The following is a 14218-nucleotide window of genomic DNA, read 5'->3' as shown; positions in this document are numbered from 1 at the left end:
GGGCGATAACCGCCCGGGCGTTTTTTGGGGGCGATGCGGCTTACTGACTTACGGGCTGAACGCCCCCGGTCCTGTCATGAGGACTTAGATCTTGCCGACCAGGTCCAGGGAAGGAGCCAGAGTCGCTTCACCTTCTTTCCACTTGGCTGGGCAGACTTCGCCCGGGTGAGCAGCAACGTACTGAGCGGCCTTGATTTTGCGCAGCAGCTCGGAAGCGTCACGGCCAACACCACCATCGTTCAGTTCGACGATCTTGATTTCGCCTTCCGGATTGATCACGAAAGTACCGCGGTCAGCCAGGCCAGCTTCTTCGATCAGCACGTCGAAGTTGCGGGAGATGGTCAGGGTTGGGTCGCCGATCATGGTGTACTGGATTTTGCCGATGGCTGGCGAAGTGTTGTGCCAGGCAGCGTGAGCAAAGTGGGTATCGGTCGATACGGAGTAGATTTCAACGCCCAGTTTCTGGAACGCATCGTAGTTGTCGGCCAGGTCTTCCAGTTCGGTTGGGCAGACGAAGGTGAAGTCGGCTGGGTAGAAGAACACCACAGACCATTTGCCTTTGAGGTCAGCATCCGAAACTTCAACGAAAGAGCCGTTTTTGAAAGCGGTCGCTTTGAAGGGTTTAACTTGGCTGTTAATGATAGGCATCGGGTGGATCTCCTTAGGGTTTGTAGAAAATGACGTTTTGAAATTCGATAGGAAGGATCTTACGCACAATCACCGGCAACGGCTCATTGGTAAACCTGATGCTGATGATTGGTTTTCGCTATAAACGCAATCTATTAATAGAAGGATTCGTGACGCCATGACGAAGCCAAGCGCACAACGTCCTGATCGATCCGCCCGACAGCCTACCCACTTCATCCGTCGATGTTCAACCCGCAGCAGACACCCCCCTGAAAATCCCGCAGAATAAACGGTTTTGATGATACGTAATCCGCGATACGTAGGCGGTGCATTATTCAGGAGGCGGCATGGCCCGCAGTGGCATAAACAGGGCTGACGTGCAGGCTGCACGGATGGCATTGATCGCTCGGGGAGAAAATCCCAGCATTGATGCAGTACGTATCGAAATGGGCAATACCGGATCGAAGAGCACCATACATCGCCTGATGCGTGAGCTTGATGCGTCGGAAAGTGAGCTGACACCGCTGCAGATCGACGCTGAATTGAACAGCCTGGTGACCAGACTGGGGGAGCGCCTGCGGGGGCAGGCCCAGGCGCGCGTCGACGAGGCTCAGGCCAGGCTGGACGCCGAAAAGAAACAGCTGCAGGACACGCTGAGCAGCGTAGAGCGCCGGCTTGCCGATCTCATCGAGCGCCACGCCGCACAGACTACCAAGTTGGGCACCCAGACTGCGACGCTGCTCAACACCCAGGAAGCATTACAGACCCAGCAAAAAGAAAACGCGCGGTTGACTCAGGGCGCCCAAGACAGTGCGTCACGCCTTGAGGACAAGGACGAACAGATCCGCACCCTCAAAGAGCACCATCTGCAAGCGCACACCCAATGCGCCCTGCTGCAGGAACGCCTGCACAATGCCCAAATCGAAAATGACAAGCTGCAGGAGCGCCTGACCGAACGCGACCAGCAGAATCGGGTACTGGAGCTGATTCTGATCAAGACCGAAGTGGCGTTGGAGAATCTGCGAGCGGCGCAACCTGCGACGGCCACATGATGAGCTGCACCCCGGCTTGCTGGCCGCGCCGTTACTACCGCTCCCGTAGGCAAGCCGTGCTACTACAAGCACAAGAACGCTACGGCACTTCGATCAAGCCGCGTACCCGTTGCGCCAGGTCGTCGATGCTGAATGGCTTGGTCAGCATGTCCATGCCCTTCTCCAGGAAATCGCCACGCACCTGAGCATTGCGGGCGTAGCCGGTCATGAACAGCACATGCAAGTCCGGGCGATGCTGGCGGGCAATCTCTGCCAACTGCCGCCCGTTCATGCCTGGCAGACCCACGTCGGTGACCAGCAGATCGATGCGCCCGGCATCCTGCAGGAATGGCAAGGCAGACGCACCATCGGCGGCCACGTCCACCGAATACCCCAGCTCGCGCAACACATCGACCACCAGCATCCGCACGTCCGGCTCATCTTCTACAACCAGCACGCGCTCGCCCTGCCCGGCCCTGGGAGTCGCCGCATCCTGGTCGGGCGGCGGATGCCGGTGAGCGGATTCGAGGAGACACGGCAGGTAAAGATCGATGCGCGTGCCGCGACCTTCGACACTGTCGATCTGCACGTACCCGCCGGTCTGGTTGATGAAGCCATAGACCATCGACAGCCCCAGCCCCGTGCCCTGCCCGATCGGCTTGGTGGTGAAGAACGGATCGAACGCCCGCGCGATTACTTCGGCGGACATGCCCGCGCCCGTGTCCTGCACGCTGAGCCGCACATAGTCGCCCGGCGAGAGCGTGTCGTGCAGCCCCGCGATATGAATGATCTCGGTCTGAATCAGCAGCCGCCCGCCGTCGGGCATGGCGTCCCGGGCATTGATCACCAGGTTCAACAGGGCGTTTTCCAGCTGATGCTCATCGGTGTTGGTCAGGCGCAAGGCGCTGTTCAGATCGATTTCCAACTCGATGCTTTCGCCAATGGTCCGGCGCACCAACTCCTCCATGGACACCACCATCCGGTTGACGTCCACCGGGCGCGGGTCCAGGGATTGGCGTCGGGCGAAGGCCAGGAGGCGGTGCGTCAAGGACGCCGCTCGGTTGGCCGAGTTCATGGCCGCTTCGATGTACCGATCAATCTCGGACACCCGCCCCGCCGCGACTCGCCGCTGGATCAGGTCCAGAGCCCCAAGCACCCCAGTCAGCATGTTGTTGAAGTCATGGGCAATGCCGCCGGTCAACTGGCCGATGGCGTCCATCTTCTGCGCATGGCGCAGGGCCTCTTCAGCTTGGGCGCGCTCGCTGATCTCAACTTGCAGGCGCTCGTTGATTTCGGCCAGTTCACGGGTACGCTCGGCCACCCGCCGTTCAAGGCTCTCGTTGAGCTCGCGCAAGGCATCTTCAGCACTGACCTGGGCCGTGACGTCGGTACTGGTGCCGAGCCAATAGGTAATGCTGCTCTGCTCGTCGCGAATGGGCAGCGCACGGCAAAGGAACCATCGGTAGAGGCCGTCCTTGCCGCGCAAGGGGAAGGTGTCTTCCCAGATCGAACCGGTGGCGAAACAGCGCCGCATGCGTGAATCCACGCGTTCCAGGTGATCGGGATGATGCAGCGAGCGCCAGCCCAGCGCCATCATCGCTTCATGGGAAGTGCCGGTGTAGCTGTACCAGCGGGCGTTATACCAATAGATTTTTCCGGCGGGGTCGGCAATCCATGCCAACTGGCTCATGTTGTCGGCCAGGGTGCGAAACTGGCGCTCGCTTTCGTGCAGGGCGTCGGCTTGGGCGGCCCCCTGATCGTCAGCTTCCCGATCTTCAGATGCAATGGGATTCAGGGGCATGGATGCCGGAAAACTCTCAGTGGTCAAAGCGGTTCCATCCTTTAACGATTGCAGGCCCTGCGCTCATCCATGAGGCCGGGATTCAGACATCAACGCGTTGCGGTACGCATGGTGACGAATTCCTCAGCTGCCGTCGGATGCACGCCGATCGTGTCATCGAAAGTCTGCTTGGTGGCCCCGGCCTTCACGGCAATGGCCAGGCTCTGGATGATCTCGCCGGCATCCGGACCCACCATATGGCAACCCAGCACGCGATCAGTTTGCGCATCCACCACCAGCTTCATCAGGGTCCGCTCCTGATTGTCTGTCAGCGACAGCTTCATCGGCCGGAAGCGGCTTTCGAAAATCTGCACCTGGTGACCCGCCTTTTTCGCTTCTTCTTCGGTCAGACCCACGGTTCCGATGTTCGGCAAGCTGAAAACCGCCGTTGGAATATGATTGTAGTCCACCGCACGGTATTGCTCGGGTTTGAACAGTCGCCGCGCCACGGCCATGCCCTCGGCCAGTGCCACCGGTGTCAGTTGCACGCGACCGATGACATCGCCCACTGCGATGATCGAAGGTTCGCTGGACTGGTAATGTTCGTCGACCTTGATGAAGCCCTTGTCATCCAGCACGACATTGACCGTCTCCATGCCCAGATCGTCCAGCATAGGGCGGCGGCCGGTGGCGTAGAACACGCAGTCGGTGTTGAATGTGCTGCCATCGTTGAGCTTCAGATCGAGCGTGCCGTCGGAGCGCTTTTCGATGCTTTCGATTTCGGTCTTGAAACGGATGTCCATGCCGCGCTTGGTCAGTTCTTCATGCAGATGTTCACGCACGCCTGCATCAAAGCCGCGCAGGAACAGCTCGCCGCGGTACATCAAACTCACGTCCGCGCCCAGGCCATCGAAAATCGAGGCGAATTCGACTGCGATATACCCGCCGCCGACGATCACCACGCGCTTGGGCATCTGCTCGAGAAAGAAGACGTCATTGGAAGTGATGGCGTGTTCGCAGCCCGGAATCTCCGGAATCTGTGGCCAGCCCCCGGTGGCGATCATGATGTGTTCGGCGGTGTGCACTTGACCGTTGATTTCCACCTCATGGGGGCCGCGCAGGCGCGCGTGCCCTTCCATCAAGGTCACGCCGCTGTTGGCCAACAGGTTACGGTAGACACCGTTGAGGCGACTGATCTCGCGGTTCTTGTTGGCGATCAGGGTTGGCCAGTCGAAGCTCGGCTCAGCGCTGCTCCAGCCGTAACCCTTGGCTTGTTCGAAGTCCTCGGAGAAATGCGCCCCATACACCATGAGTTTTTTCGGGACGCAGCCGACGTTGACGCACGTCCCGCCCAGATAGCGGCTCTCGGCGACCGCCACGCGGGCGCCGAAACCGGCTGAAAACCGCGCGGCCCGAACACCGCCGGATCCGGCGCCGATGACGAAAAGGTCGAAGTCGTAAGTCATGTTTTTCTCCTGGCAGGAGGGCTAGCATAACCGCTCCAGCGCGCTCGGCAAGGCCCCGAAGACAGAAACGACAAAGCCACCCGAAGGTGGCTTTGTGCTGCAACACAGTGGCCGGTAAGTTACCGGTACACACGTGTCACTGAGTGGATTTACCCGTTTTGTAGAAGTGCTCGAAGCAGAAGTTGGTCGCCTCGATGTAACCTTCGGCGCCACCGCAGTCGAAACGCTGGCCTTGGAACTTGTAAGCCAGCACGTTACCTTCAGCCGCTTGCTTCATCAGTGCGTCGGTGATCTGGATTTCGCCGCCCTTGCCTGGTTCGGTCTGTTCGATCTTCTCGAAGATGTCCGGGGTCAGGATGTAGCGGCCGATGATCGCCAGGTTCGACGGTGCGTCTTCCGGCTTTGGCTTCTCGACCATGTCAGTGACGCGGAACAGGCCCGGTTTGATTTCTTCGCCGGCGATCACGCCATACTTGTTTGTTTCGTTCTCAGGCACTTCCTGAATCGCGACGATGGAGCAGCCATAGTGCTTGTGCAATTTGACCATTTGCGCCAGCACGCCGTCGCCTTCCAGGTTCACGCACAGGTCGTCGGCCAGTACCACGGCGAACGCTTCGTTACCGATCAGTGGACGACCGCTGAGGATCGCGTGGCCCAGGCCTTTCATTTCGGTCTGACGGGTGTAGGAGAAACTGCACTCGTCGATCAGCTTTCGAATACCGACCAAGTACTTCTCTTTATCGGTGCCCTTGATCTGGTGTTCCAATTCATAGCTGATGTCGAAGTGGTCTTCCAGCGCGCGCTTGCCACGGCCGGTCACGATGGAGATTTCTTTCAAACCCGCAGCAAGTGCTTCTTCCACGCCGTACTGGATCAGCGGCTTGTTGACAACTGCCAGCATCTCTTTGGGCATGGCTTTGGTCGCTGGCAAGAAGCGAGTGCCGTAACCGGCTGCAGGGAACAAGCATTTCTTGATCATATAAGTCCTTGATGGGGCTGGGGGTGTTGCGGCGCAGTCTAATGAGGAGGCGATCACCTTACAATGCCCCGCTACTGGCCGGCTCGATGTCTTGGTAGAGGAACTGTCGCGCAGATAGTTCCACAAATCGTTGCGCAAGATTTGCGATATCGCGATCTTCGGGCAGTTCCCCCCTGCCCCACAAATGCTGTGGCATGCCTGAATCAAGCGTAGCCGTGATCACTCGTTTGCGTAGGAAAATAATTCCAGTACGCCTTATCATGGCCGCCTGAATCACTTGTCGAGATGGATCGATGTCGGAAGTCAAAAGCGTAAACGGTTACCAGATCAAGAAATTGCAGGATGGCCAGTGGTGGCTGGTGGGCCACGACGAAGAGGCAGTGGCTGGGCCATTCGCCAGCGAAAGCAGCGCCATCGAAGTCGCCTCCGTGTTTCAGGACACCCCTGCCCCGCGCCGCCGCGCTGACAAGAAGCCCTGATTCTGAAAACCGTTCAGGCCCGCATACGCTGGGCCTGAACCGTTCCAGCATAAAGGTGGCAATCGGAAAAAATGTTTCGGTGATGCCGGAACGATGGCACGGCCGGTCAGTCTCAGAGAGGCTGATTATTCAACCTCGGCCCTCATCGTGAAGCATTCGAAAATGATCAAGATTCTGTCCGTCATTGCTGTATTGGGCTTGACCGGCTGCGCGACCGCGCAAAACACCTATCTGAAAAACGGCAAGCAGGCGCTGAGCATCGACTGCTCCGGTGAAGCCATGTCGTGGGCCGCCTGTTACGAGAAAGCCGACGCCTCATGCCCAGGCACCGGCTACAACATCGTCAGTACCAACGGCACGCCCCAACCCAAGGAAGATGACAAAACCCTGGGCGTGGATGTCGGCAACTACAAGACTCGCAATGTGCTGGTGATGTGCAAATAACCGCTGGCAGGGTTCGAAGCGTCACGCAACCGGCCTCATTCGCCCGAAATACACGCCGTCACGGCGTGCTGAATGTCCTTGGGTCGCAACGGGTTGTTGCCCCCGTCCTCGAACAACTTGATCGAGCTGCCACTGGAGCGTCTTTCGATATCGACGATGGCCGTTGGCGTACCGCTGGAAAACTTCTGCGGGACGATTACGCGCAGACCTTCCTTGTGCGGTTCGATCTGCGGGGGCTTGCGGCTGTCACTGATCCTGGCGACGAAGCATTCGGCATACTCTTGCGGGTTCTTCCCTGACATCACACTCATGGTGGCGGGCGTGTGCTCGATGTCAGTGACGCTGGCGCAACCCGTCACCGCCAGAGCCAAAACTACAACAGCCAGTTTCATACAATCCCTCCAGTAAAGGCTCTACGACAAGCCGGGCGCTGATTATATCCCCGGCTGTCGGACTTTTTTCACCGCGGGTGCGGTAATAAAAAACATCATCGGTCATCAACCGAGGGGCCGAGCGTGCTATCGTTTCGGGTTTTCGAAAACGCCTTGTCTGCGGAGATACCCATGAAATTCGTTCACCAGCGCGAGCACCTCAACGAAGACGACGTCGTCGTCATCGAATGCTCACAGCTCTGCAACATACGCCTGATGAGCGACGCGAATTTCCGCAGCTTCAAAAACGGCGGCCGCCATACCTACCACGGCGGCGCATTCGATCGCTTCCCGGCGAAGATCGCGGTGCCCAGCACCGGTTTCTGGAATATCACCATCGACACCGCCGGGCGCAAAATGGATACCCATGGTGGCCGCAAGACCACGTTCACCCACTCGATCAAGATCGTGCGACGCACGTCTTCGCGCCTGAGCTGATCAGGCCCAGTCAACCACGAGCCGTGTGAAAGCTTCGTGTTTTCACGCCAGCCCCAGCCTGTTAAAGGAATCCATCGTGAGTACGTCCGCCCCTGTCGTCAAATACGCCATCAGCTACAAACTCAACGGCGAACGCCGCTTCGAGTTCGCCTTGCTGCAATCCCCATGCGCTGAAGAAGCGTTGGCCGCCCTGCAGAAAATGCACAGCGGCAGCGACGATGTGATCAGCGACGTAAAGGTCAGCAAGGCGCTTTAACCAGGAATGCTGCGATGATGCAACGCAAGGGCACGACGCTGACCACGCTCGATCTGTTTGCCGACGATACGCCTCAGCCGCCGTCCACTGAACAGATCGGCCCTCAATCGTTTGTCTTTCGAGGTTTTGCCCTGCCCTTGGTCGAGCAGCTATTGCCTGCCCTTCAAACCATTCTCACCCAGTCCCCTTTTCGCAACATGGTCACCCCAGGCGGCTACACCATGTCGGTTGCGCTGAGCAGCTGCGGGCAGTTCGGCTGGACCACTGACAGCCAGGGTTACAAATATTCGCGCACCGACCCGCAGACCGGTCAGCCATGGCCCGACATGCCTTACGTTTTTCTGGAGTTAGCGCGCGCGGCAGCGGATGCAGCCGGGTTTGCGGATTTCAATCCCGACGCCTGCCTGATCAATCGCTACATTCCCGGCGCAAAGATGTCGCTGCATCAGGACAAGGATGAGCGCGGCTACCAATGGCCGGTGGTTTCGGTGTCGTTGGGCATCCCGGCGATGTTCCTGTTCGGTGGGCACGCCCGCAGCGATGCGACTCAGCGAGTGCCGCTGTTTCATGGCGATGTGGTGGTCTGGGGTGGCGAGGACCGGTTGCGCTATCACGGCGTGCTGGCGATCAAACAGGCCGAACACCCGCGACTGGGCGAGCAGCGGATCAATTTCACCTTCCGCAAGGCGCGTTGAACCCGGCGCATCCAGAACAACCGGCCCGGCGGCAGCGATGTTACCGCCGCCAAGCTGCGCGGCTACAGAACCATCCTTTCAGCCAGCCTCAGCCTGCGCAGCGGCGCGGGTTTTCACCGGGCAGACCACGCGATGCAGATTCAACGCGGTATTGATGATCCCGATGTGACTGAACGCCTGAGGGAAGTTACCCAGCATGCGCCCGGCTCGCGGGTCGTACTGCTCAGCCAGCAGGCCCACGTCATTGCATAAGCCGCAAAGCCGAGCAAACAGGTCGCTGGCTTCCTGATCACGCCCTTGCAGCACATACACGTCGGCCAGCCAGAACGAGCAGACCAGGAACGTGCCTTCGCTGCCTGACACCCCGTCGGTGCTGCGCTCGCTGTCGTAGCGCAGCAGCAAGCCGTCCTGCATCAGGGACCTCTCGATCTGCGCCACGGTGCCTGTAACGCGTGGATCATCCACCGGCAGGAAACCGGTCAGCGCAATCTGCAACAGGCTGGCGTCCAGCTCTTTGCCGCCGTAGGTCTGCACGAAGCAGCCCAGTTCGGCGTTGTAGCCGTTGGTGCAGACATCGGCATGAATCTCGTCAGCGATCAGCCGATAATGCCGACCCCGCTCGCGATCGTCCGGGTTGTCACTTTGCGCCAGCACCACGGCGTTGCGATCGAAGGAGACCCAGGCCATCACCTTGGAGTGGGTAAAATGTCGCGGTTCGGAGCGGATCTCCCAAATCCCGGCGTCCGGCAAGTGCCAGACCTTTTCCAGAAACGGCATGATCACCTTCTGGATTTCCGTACTGCGCGGCAGCCGAGGCAGACCACTTTTCAACGCCTGGGTCATGGCGTCAGCCACTTCCCCGTACACGTCCAGCTGCATCTGGATGGCAGCGGCGTTACCAATACGAACCGGACGGGAGTTTTCATAGCCGCTTAGCCACGGCAATTGATACTCCGGCAAGCGCCGCTCGCCGCCCAGCCCGTACATGATCTGAATCTGCTCGGGGTTACCCGCGATCGAACGCAGCAACCAGTTGCGCCAAGCGGTTGCCTCTTCGTAATAACCCAGGTTCATGAACGCCAGCAGGGTCATGGTCGCATCGCGCAGCCAGCAAAACCGATAATCCCAATTGCGCTCGCCGCCCAGCTGCTCCGGCAGCGAGGTGGTCACCGCGGCGACGATGCCGCCCGTGGGCGCATAGGTCATGGCCTTGAGGGTAATCAGCGATCGCTTGACCTGAGCGGTCCACGGCCCGACATCCGGGCAGCGATCGGAGAACTCCCGCCAGTAGCCCTCGGTCTGCTCCAGTGCTTTTTCGATATCGAAAGCTCGGCGGACCGGTTCGTGGGACGCCTGCCAGCACAGCGAAAAACCCAGGCGCTGACCGGCCTCGACCGTAAACTGGCTTTCGGTGTGATGATCCAGCGGATGCAATTCGGATGGGGTGTGCAGCACCAGCATTTCCGGGCCTGCCACAGCGGTCATGGTGTGGGGCTCGCGTTTTTCGACCCAGGGCACGGTGCTGCCGTAGTCGAAGCGGATCGCCAGATCCATCGCGAAATCGACGCGCCCTTCCAGCCCGATGACCATGCGCACCACGCTGCTTCCTTCTGCCATCGGCATAAAGTCCAGAAGCATAGCGGAGCCTGAGTCGGTGCTGAACACGGTTTCAAGGATCAACGTGCCGTCGCGGTAGCCGCGCCGCGACTTGCATTTGCCATCGGTGGGCGCGATTTTCCAGCGACCATTATCACTGTCGCCCAACAGAGCGGAAAAACAGGCAGGTGCGTCAAAGCGTGGAAAACACAACCAGTCCAGCGACCCGTCGCGGGCTACCAGCGCTGCGGTGCGGCAATTGCCGAGCAGCGCGTAATCTTCGATCAATACAGCCATGGGGCGATGATCCCTCTTGGTGTCTGAAGAGTCTGTAGCAGCGGCCGCTTGCCGAAATTGCAGGCAGGTCGGGCGATGAATCTATCGCCGACAGAGCGCAACCGTCGGCCGGCCAGGCTGCTACAGAAAGGCGCCGCGTGTCAGTGCGGCAGGATGTAACGTTCGATGGCCGTGGCCACTCCGTCCTCCAGATTGCTGCCCGTCACGTAATGAGCCTGGGACTTGACCGCAGTTTCCGCCTGCCCCATCGCAATCGACAGCCCTGCGCGCAGGAACATTGCCACGTCGTTGCCAGCATCACCGATAGCCGCGGTATGCGCCAGCGCCACCCCCAGCTCTTCAGCCAGGGTTTCCAGCGCCGTGCCCTTGTTCGCATCCAGTGCCGTGACATCCAGGTAATAGGACTGCGAGCGTGCTGCCAGTGCCGTTTCGGCGATCAGCGGGTTGAGCTGGATTTCCAGTTGCTTGAGCAGCTCGAAATCCTTGCTGGCGGCAACGATCTTGTCGATCCGGTCGATATAGTCATCGAAGTGATCGACCTGAACGAAGTCGTAACCCAGCGTATTGCGCTCATGCTCGACGTAATCCCCCTGCGGATCGATCAGTAGCCACTGATCGTCCGCGAACACCCACACCGCCACTTTCTCACCGGCAAACAGCTCGAGACTGGTACGCGCCGCCTTGAGGGCGATGCGATGGGCCTTGAGCAAGCTGCCGTCCGGATTGATGATGTTGGCGCCATTGAACGCCACTGTCGGCAGATCGATGCCCAAGGCCGCGATCTGCTTACGCATCGCGCGCGGCGGCCGGCTGCTGGCGACCGAGAAATGAATCCCGGCCTGGTGCAACTTGCGCACAGCGTCGATATTGGCCTGACTCAGGCTGTGATCGGGCCGCAGCAGCGTGCCATCGATGTCGGACAACATGAAACGGATGAGGGGTTGCGCGGAGTCGCTCATCCGAGGCGTTGCCAGCTGTGGCCGTCGCGGGCCAGTAGCTCATCGGCGGCTGCGGGACCGTCTTCGCCGGCCTGGTAGGTTTCCACTTGCGGATCCTTGGCCCAGGCATCGATGAACGGCTGCACGACACGCCAGCCGTTTTCGATGTTGTCGGCACGCTGAAACAAGGTTTGGTCGCCGGTGAGGCAGTCATAAATCAGGGTTTCATACCCGGTCGATGGCTGCATTTCGAAAAAGTCCTTGTACGCAAAGCCCAGTTCGATGGTTTGCATGTCCAGTGTCGGTCCGGGCTTTTTGGCTTGTAGATCGAACCACATGCCTTCATCCGGCTGAATCTGGATCTTGAGGAAGTTCGGCTCTACGCGATCGACGTCGGTATCGCGGAATTGCGCGTACGGCGCGGGCTTGAAGCAGATCGCGATCTCGGTGTCACGCACACTCATGCGCTTGCCGGTTCGCAGGTAGAACGGCACGCCGACCCAACGCCAGTTATCGACCATCACCTTGAGCGCGACGTAGGTTTCCGTCGTGCTGTCCGGCGCGACCCGTTCTTCCTGACGATAACCGGGCACACTCTTGCCGCCGATGTTGCTCTCGGTGTACTGGCCGCGCACCGAGTTGGCCAGGGCCTCCATCTCCGACCAGGGCCGGATGGCACCGATGACCTTGGCTTTTTCGCCACGTACTGCGTCGGCGCCGAAGGCAGCAGGCGGTTCCATGGCGACCATGGCCAGCAACTGGAACAGGTGGTTGGGAACCATGTCACGCAACGCGCCGGTGGTTTCGTAGAAACTGCCGCGGGTTTCGACGCCCACAGTTTCGGCCGCAGTGATCTGCACATGATCGATGTAGTGGTTGTTCCAGAACGACTCGAACAACCCATTGGAGAAACGGCTGACCAGAATGTTCTGCACCGTTTCCTTACCCAGGTAATGGTCGATCCGATAGATCTGCTTCTCGGTCATGACCTTCAGCAAGCAAGTGTTCAGCTCGACGGCGCTGGGCAGGTCATGGCCGAACGGCTTCTCGATCACCACGCGACGAAAATGGTCGTCGCCCTCGCCCATCAGGCCCGACGAGCCGAGGCGCTTGGTCACTTCACTGAAGAAACGCGGCGCGGTCGCCAGGTAGAACACGGCGTTTTTGGTGCCGGTGCTCTTGATCTTCTCGTCGATGGCCGTATAGGTGCCGTCGTCGAGAAAGTCGCCCGTGATGTAGGTAATGCGCTTGGCCAGACTGCCCCACAACGCCGGATCCAGAGGCTCGTTGCCGCCTTCGGCGACCTTGCTGGCCGCCTCCTGGCGAATGAAATCCTCAAGCTTGCTGGCGAAGTCGGCATCGCTGACGCTGTTGTGGTCGACGCCGACGATGTGCAGATCCTCGCCCACCAGTCCGTCACGGAACAGGTTGTAGAGGGCCGGCATCAACAGCCGCTTGACCAGATCGCCATGCGCACCGAACAGGAATAGCGTGGTCGCCGGAGCGACCGGGGCCTTTTGCTTGCTTCGGGTTAAACCCATTATTTTGGTTCCTTATGACCACCGAATCCGAAACGCATGGCGGAGAGCATCTTGTCGCCGTACGTGCTTTGTTGACGTGAGCGGAAGCGGGCAAACAGCGAAGTCGACAGCACCGGAACCGGTACTGCCTGCTCCATGGCGGCTTCGATGGTCCAGCGGCCTTCACCGCTGTCGGCCACGGAGCCGGAATAGGCATTGAGCTGTGGATCGGTCGCCAGGGCGTCGGCTGTCAGGTCCAGCAGCCAGGAGGACACCACGCTGCCACGACGCCAGACTTCGGCGATGTCACCCAGATTCAAGTCGAAACGCTGATCGGCAGGCAGGTTTTCCGAGTTCTTGGTCTTGAGGATGTCGAAGCCTTCTGCGAAGGCCTGCATCATTCCATACTCGATGCCGTTGTGAATCATCTTGACGAAGTGGCCAGCGCCCGGTGGGCCGGCATGAATGTAGCCCTGCTCGGCGCGTGGATCGGCATCCTTGACACGATCCTTGGTGCGCGGCACGTTGCCGATGCCAGGAGCCAGGGTCTTGAACAGCGGATCCAGACGACTCACGACTTCAGTTTCGCCACCGATCATCATGCAGTAACCGCGCTCCAGGCCCCATACGCCGCCGGAGGTGCCGACATCGACGTAGTGCAGGCCCTTTTCCTTGAGCACGTGAGAGCGACGCACGTCGTCCTTATAGAAGGTGTTGCCACCATCGATGATCACATCGTCGGCATCCAGCAGGTCGGCCAGGATGTTGATGGTATCCTCGGTCGGAGCGCCAGCAGGCAACATCACCCAGACGGCTCGAGGTTTATCCAGCGCTGCGACCAGTGACTTGAGGTCATCGGCTGGCGTCGAACCTTCGTTGGCGAGCACGGTGCGAGACTGCTCATCGCGATCATAGACCACGGTCGTGTGGCCATTGAGCATCAGTCGACGTGCGATGTTGCCGCCCATGCGGCCTAGTCCAACAATCCCGAGTTGCATGTAGAGGTGCTCCTTAATTCGTAAACAGGGGTGCCCCATTTTATAGCCCAGTGCCGCATCTAGGGTTAGTCCGGGGGAGGCAAACGAAGGTTTCCCGGTGAAAATAGTTTCATGTTGGGGCGTCAAAGCTGCGTTAGGACGCCTGTTTTCGCGATCAAGAAACGTTCGCGACAATAAAAAATAAAAAAGTTCCCTTTTTCCTCAAAAGAAATCAGAATCCGCGCCGATAAAGGTAGGAGCATG

Annotated in this window: 14 protein-coding genes and 1 pseudogene; 6 read left to right on the top strand and 9 right to left on the bottom strand. The window is 59.4% G+C overall.

What is annotated here, in order from left to right; all coding sequences use genetic code 11:
* Window positions 1-84: 84 nt before the first annotated feature.
* Entirely contained in the window at window positions 85-648 is a 564-nt protein-coding gene (gene ahpC, locus CE491_RS25975) for an alkyl hydroperoxide reductase subunit C (RefSeq protein WP_110951199.1), read from the bottom strand.
* Between the two features lie 326 nt (window positions 649-974).
* Here ahpC and CE491_RS25970 point away from each other — a divergent pair, with 326 nt between their 5' ends.
* Window positions 975-1679, top strand: a complete 705-nt coding sequence (locus tag CE491_RS25970) for a DNA-binding protein (protein WP_110951198.1) — start codon at window positions 975-977, stop codon at window positions 1677-1679.
* Window positions 1680-1758: 79 nt separating this feature from the next.
* Here the strand turns inward: CE491_RS25970 and CE491_RS25965 are convergent.
* The 3 genes and pseudogenes from CE491_RS25965 to galU form a co-directional block, all read right to left on the bottom strand.
* A pseudogene (locus tag CE491_RS25965) lies at window positions 1759-3393 on the bottom strand (response regulator); the annotation flags it as partial.
* A 155-nt stretch (window positions 3394-3548) separates the two neighbouring features.
* Window positions 3549-4904: a glutathione-disulfide reductase gene (gene gorA / locus CE491_RS25960; RefSeq protein ID WP_110951196.1), complete on the bottom strand. Its 1356-nt coding sequence runs from the start codon at window positions 4902-4904 to the stop codon at window positions 3549-3551.
* 136 nt (window positions 4905-5040) lie between these two features.
* Window positions 5041-5883: a UTP--glucose-1-phosphate uridylyltransferase GalU gene (galU, locus tag CE491_RS25955; RefSeq protein ID WP_110951195.1), complete on the bottom strand. Its 843-nt coding sequence runs from the start codon at window positions 5881-5883 to the stop codon at window positions 5041-5043.
* 293 nt (window positions 5884-6176) lie between these two features.
* On the opposite strand from galU, the gene CE491_RS25950 reads away from it, so the two are divergent.
* Together CE491_RS25950 and CE491_RS25945 are read left to right on the top strand one after the other, a co-directional pair.
* Entirely contained in the window at window positions 6177-6362 is a 186-nt protein-coding gene (locus tag CE491_RS25950) for a hypothetical protein (protein WP_110951194.1), read from the top strand.
* Between the two features lie 162 nt (window positions 6363-6524).
* Window positions 6525-6806: a hypothetical protein gene (locus CE491_RS25945; RefSeq protein WP_110951469.1), complete on the top strand. Its 282-nt coding sequence runs from the start codon at window positions 6525-6527 to the stop codon at window positions 6804-6806.
* Between the two features lie 35 nt (window positions 6807-6841).
* Here CE491_RS25945 and CE491_RS25940 read toward each other — a convergent pair whose 3' ends face one another.
* On the bottom strand, window positions 6842-7198 hold the full coding sequence (locus CE491_RS25940; RefSeq protein WP_110951193.1) for a hypothetical protein: 357 nt from the start codon (window positions 7196-7198) through the stop codon (window positions 6842-6844).
* A gap of 171 nt (window positions 7199-7369) precedes the next feature.
* Here CE491_RS25940 and CE491_RS25935 point away from each other — a divergent pair, with 171 nt between their 5' ends.
* The 3 genes from CE491_RS25935 (at window position 7370) to alkB (ending at window position 8626) form a co-directional block, all read left to right on the top strand.
* Complete coding sequence (locus CE491_RS25935) at window positions 7370-7675, top strand: DUF1883 domain-containing protein (RefSeq protein ID WP_110951192.1); 306 nt, start codon at window positions 7370-7372, stop codon at window positions 7673-7675.
* Between the two features lie 76 nt (window positions 7676-7751).
* Window positions 7752-7931 (top strand): hypothetical protein, encoded by a 180-nt coding sequence (locus CE491_RS25930; protein ID WP_110951191.1) that lies wholly within the window; start codon window positions 7752-7754, stop codon window positions 7929-7931.
* Between the two features lie 17 nt (window positions 7932-7948).
* Window positions 7949-8626: a DNA oxidative demethylase AlkB gene (gene alkB / locus CE491_RS25925; protein ID WP_110951468.1), complete on the top strand. Its 678-nt coding sequence runs from the start codon at window positions 7949-7951 to the stop codon at window positions 8624-8626.
* A gap of 78 nt (window positions 8627-8704) precedes the next feature.
* On the opposite strand, the gene CE491_RS25920 is transcribed toward alkB, so the two are convergent.
* From CE491_RS25920 to gnd, 4 genes are all read right to left on the bottom strand, one after another.
* Window positions 8705-10519, bottom strand: a complete 1815-nt coding sequence (locus CE491_RS25920) for a glycoside hydrolase family 15 protein (protein ID WP_110951190.1) — start codon at window positions 10517-10519, stop codon at window positions 8705-8707.
* 140 nt (window positions 10520-10659) lie between these two features.
* Window positions 10660-11478 carry an HAD family hydrolase gene (locus tag CE491_RS25915; protein ID WP_110951189.1) on the bottom strand — a complete coding sequence of 273 codons (819 nt, stop codon included), beginning with the start codon at window positions 11476-11478 and terminating at the stop codon, window positions 10660-10662.
* On the bottom strand, window positions 11475-12998 hold the full coding sequence (gene zwf / locus CE491_RS25910) for a glucose-6-phosphate dehydrogenase (RefSeq protein ID WP_110951188.1): 1524 nt from the start codon (window positions 12996-12998) through the stop codon (window positions 11475-11477). Before zwf ends, CE491_RS25915 begins: the two co-directional genes overlap by 4 nt.
* Window positions 12998-13975: a phosphogluconate dehydrogenase (NAD(+)-dependent, decarboxylating) gene (gene gnd / locus CE491_RS25905; protein ID WP_110951187.1), complete on the bottom strand. Its 978-nt coding sequence runs from the start codon at window positions 13973-13975 to the stop codon at window positions 12998-13000. Before gnd ends, zwf begins: the two co-directional genes overlap by 1 nt.
* Window positions 13976-14218 lie beyond the last annotated feature (243 nt).

This window comes from Pseudomonas bohemica (assembly GCF_002934685.1).
GTDB lineage: Bacteria > Pseudomonadota > Gammaproteobacteria > Pseudomonadales > Pseudomonadaceae > Aquipseudomonas > Aquipseudomonas bohemica.
The sequence above is the reverse complement of the archived record's forward strand: the minus strand, read 5'-3'. Positions and strand labels throughout refer to the sequence as shown.

Bases quoted from the DNA above. Each gene is read 5' to 3' on its own strand.
- ahpC (WP_110951199.1), bottom strand. From the start codon at position 648: ATGCCTATCATTAACAGCCAAGTTAAACCCTTCAAAGCGACCGCTTTC.
- CE491_RS25970 (WP_110951198.1), top strand. From the start codon at position 975: ATGGCCCGCAGTGGCATAAACAGGGCTGACGTGCAGGCTGCACGGATG.
- gorA (WP_110951196.1), bottom strand. From the start codon at position 4,904: ATGACTTACGACTTCGACCTTTTCGTCATCGGCGCCGGATCCGGCGGT.
- galU (WP_110951195.1), bottom strand. From the start codon at position 5,883: ATGATCAAGAAATGCTTGTTCCCTGCAGCCGGTTACGGCACTCGCTTC.
- CE491_RS25950 (WP_110951194.1), top strand. From the start codon at position 6,177: ATGTCGGAAGTCAAAAGCGTAAACGGTTACCAGATCAAGAAATTGCAG.
- CE491_RS25945 (WP_110951469.1), top strand. From the start codon at position 6,525: ATGATCAAGATTCTGTCCGTCATTGCTGTATTGGGCTTGACCGGCTGC.
- CE491_RS25940 (WP_110951193.1), bottom strand. From the start codon at position 7,198: ATGAAACTGGCTGTTGTAGTTTTGGCTCTGGCGGTGACGGGTTGCGCC.
- CE491_RS25935 (WP_110951192.1), top strand. From the start codon at position 7,370: ATGAAATTCGTTCACCAGCGCGAGCACCTCAACGAAGACGACGTCGTC.
- alkB (WP_110951468.1), top strand. From the start codon at position 7,949: ATGCAACGCAAGGGCACGACGCTGACCACGCTCGATCTGTTTGCCGAC.
- CE491_RS25920 (WP_110951190.1), bottom strand. From the start codon at position 10,519: ATGGCTGTATTGATCGAAGATTACGCGCTGCTCGGCAATTGCCGCACC.
- CE491_RS25915 (WP_110951189.1), bottom strand. From the start codon at position 11,478: ATGAGCGACTCCGCGCAACCCCTCATCCGTTTCATGTTGTCCGACATC.
- zwf (WP_110951188.1), bottom strand. From the start codon at position 12,998: ATGGGTTTAACCCGAAGCAAGCAAAAGGCCCCGGTCGCTCCGGCGACC.
- gnd (WP_110951187.1), bottom strand. From the start codon at position 13,975: ATGCAACTCGGGATTGTTGGACTAGGCCGCATGGGCGGCAACATCGCA.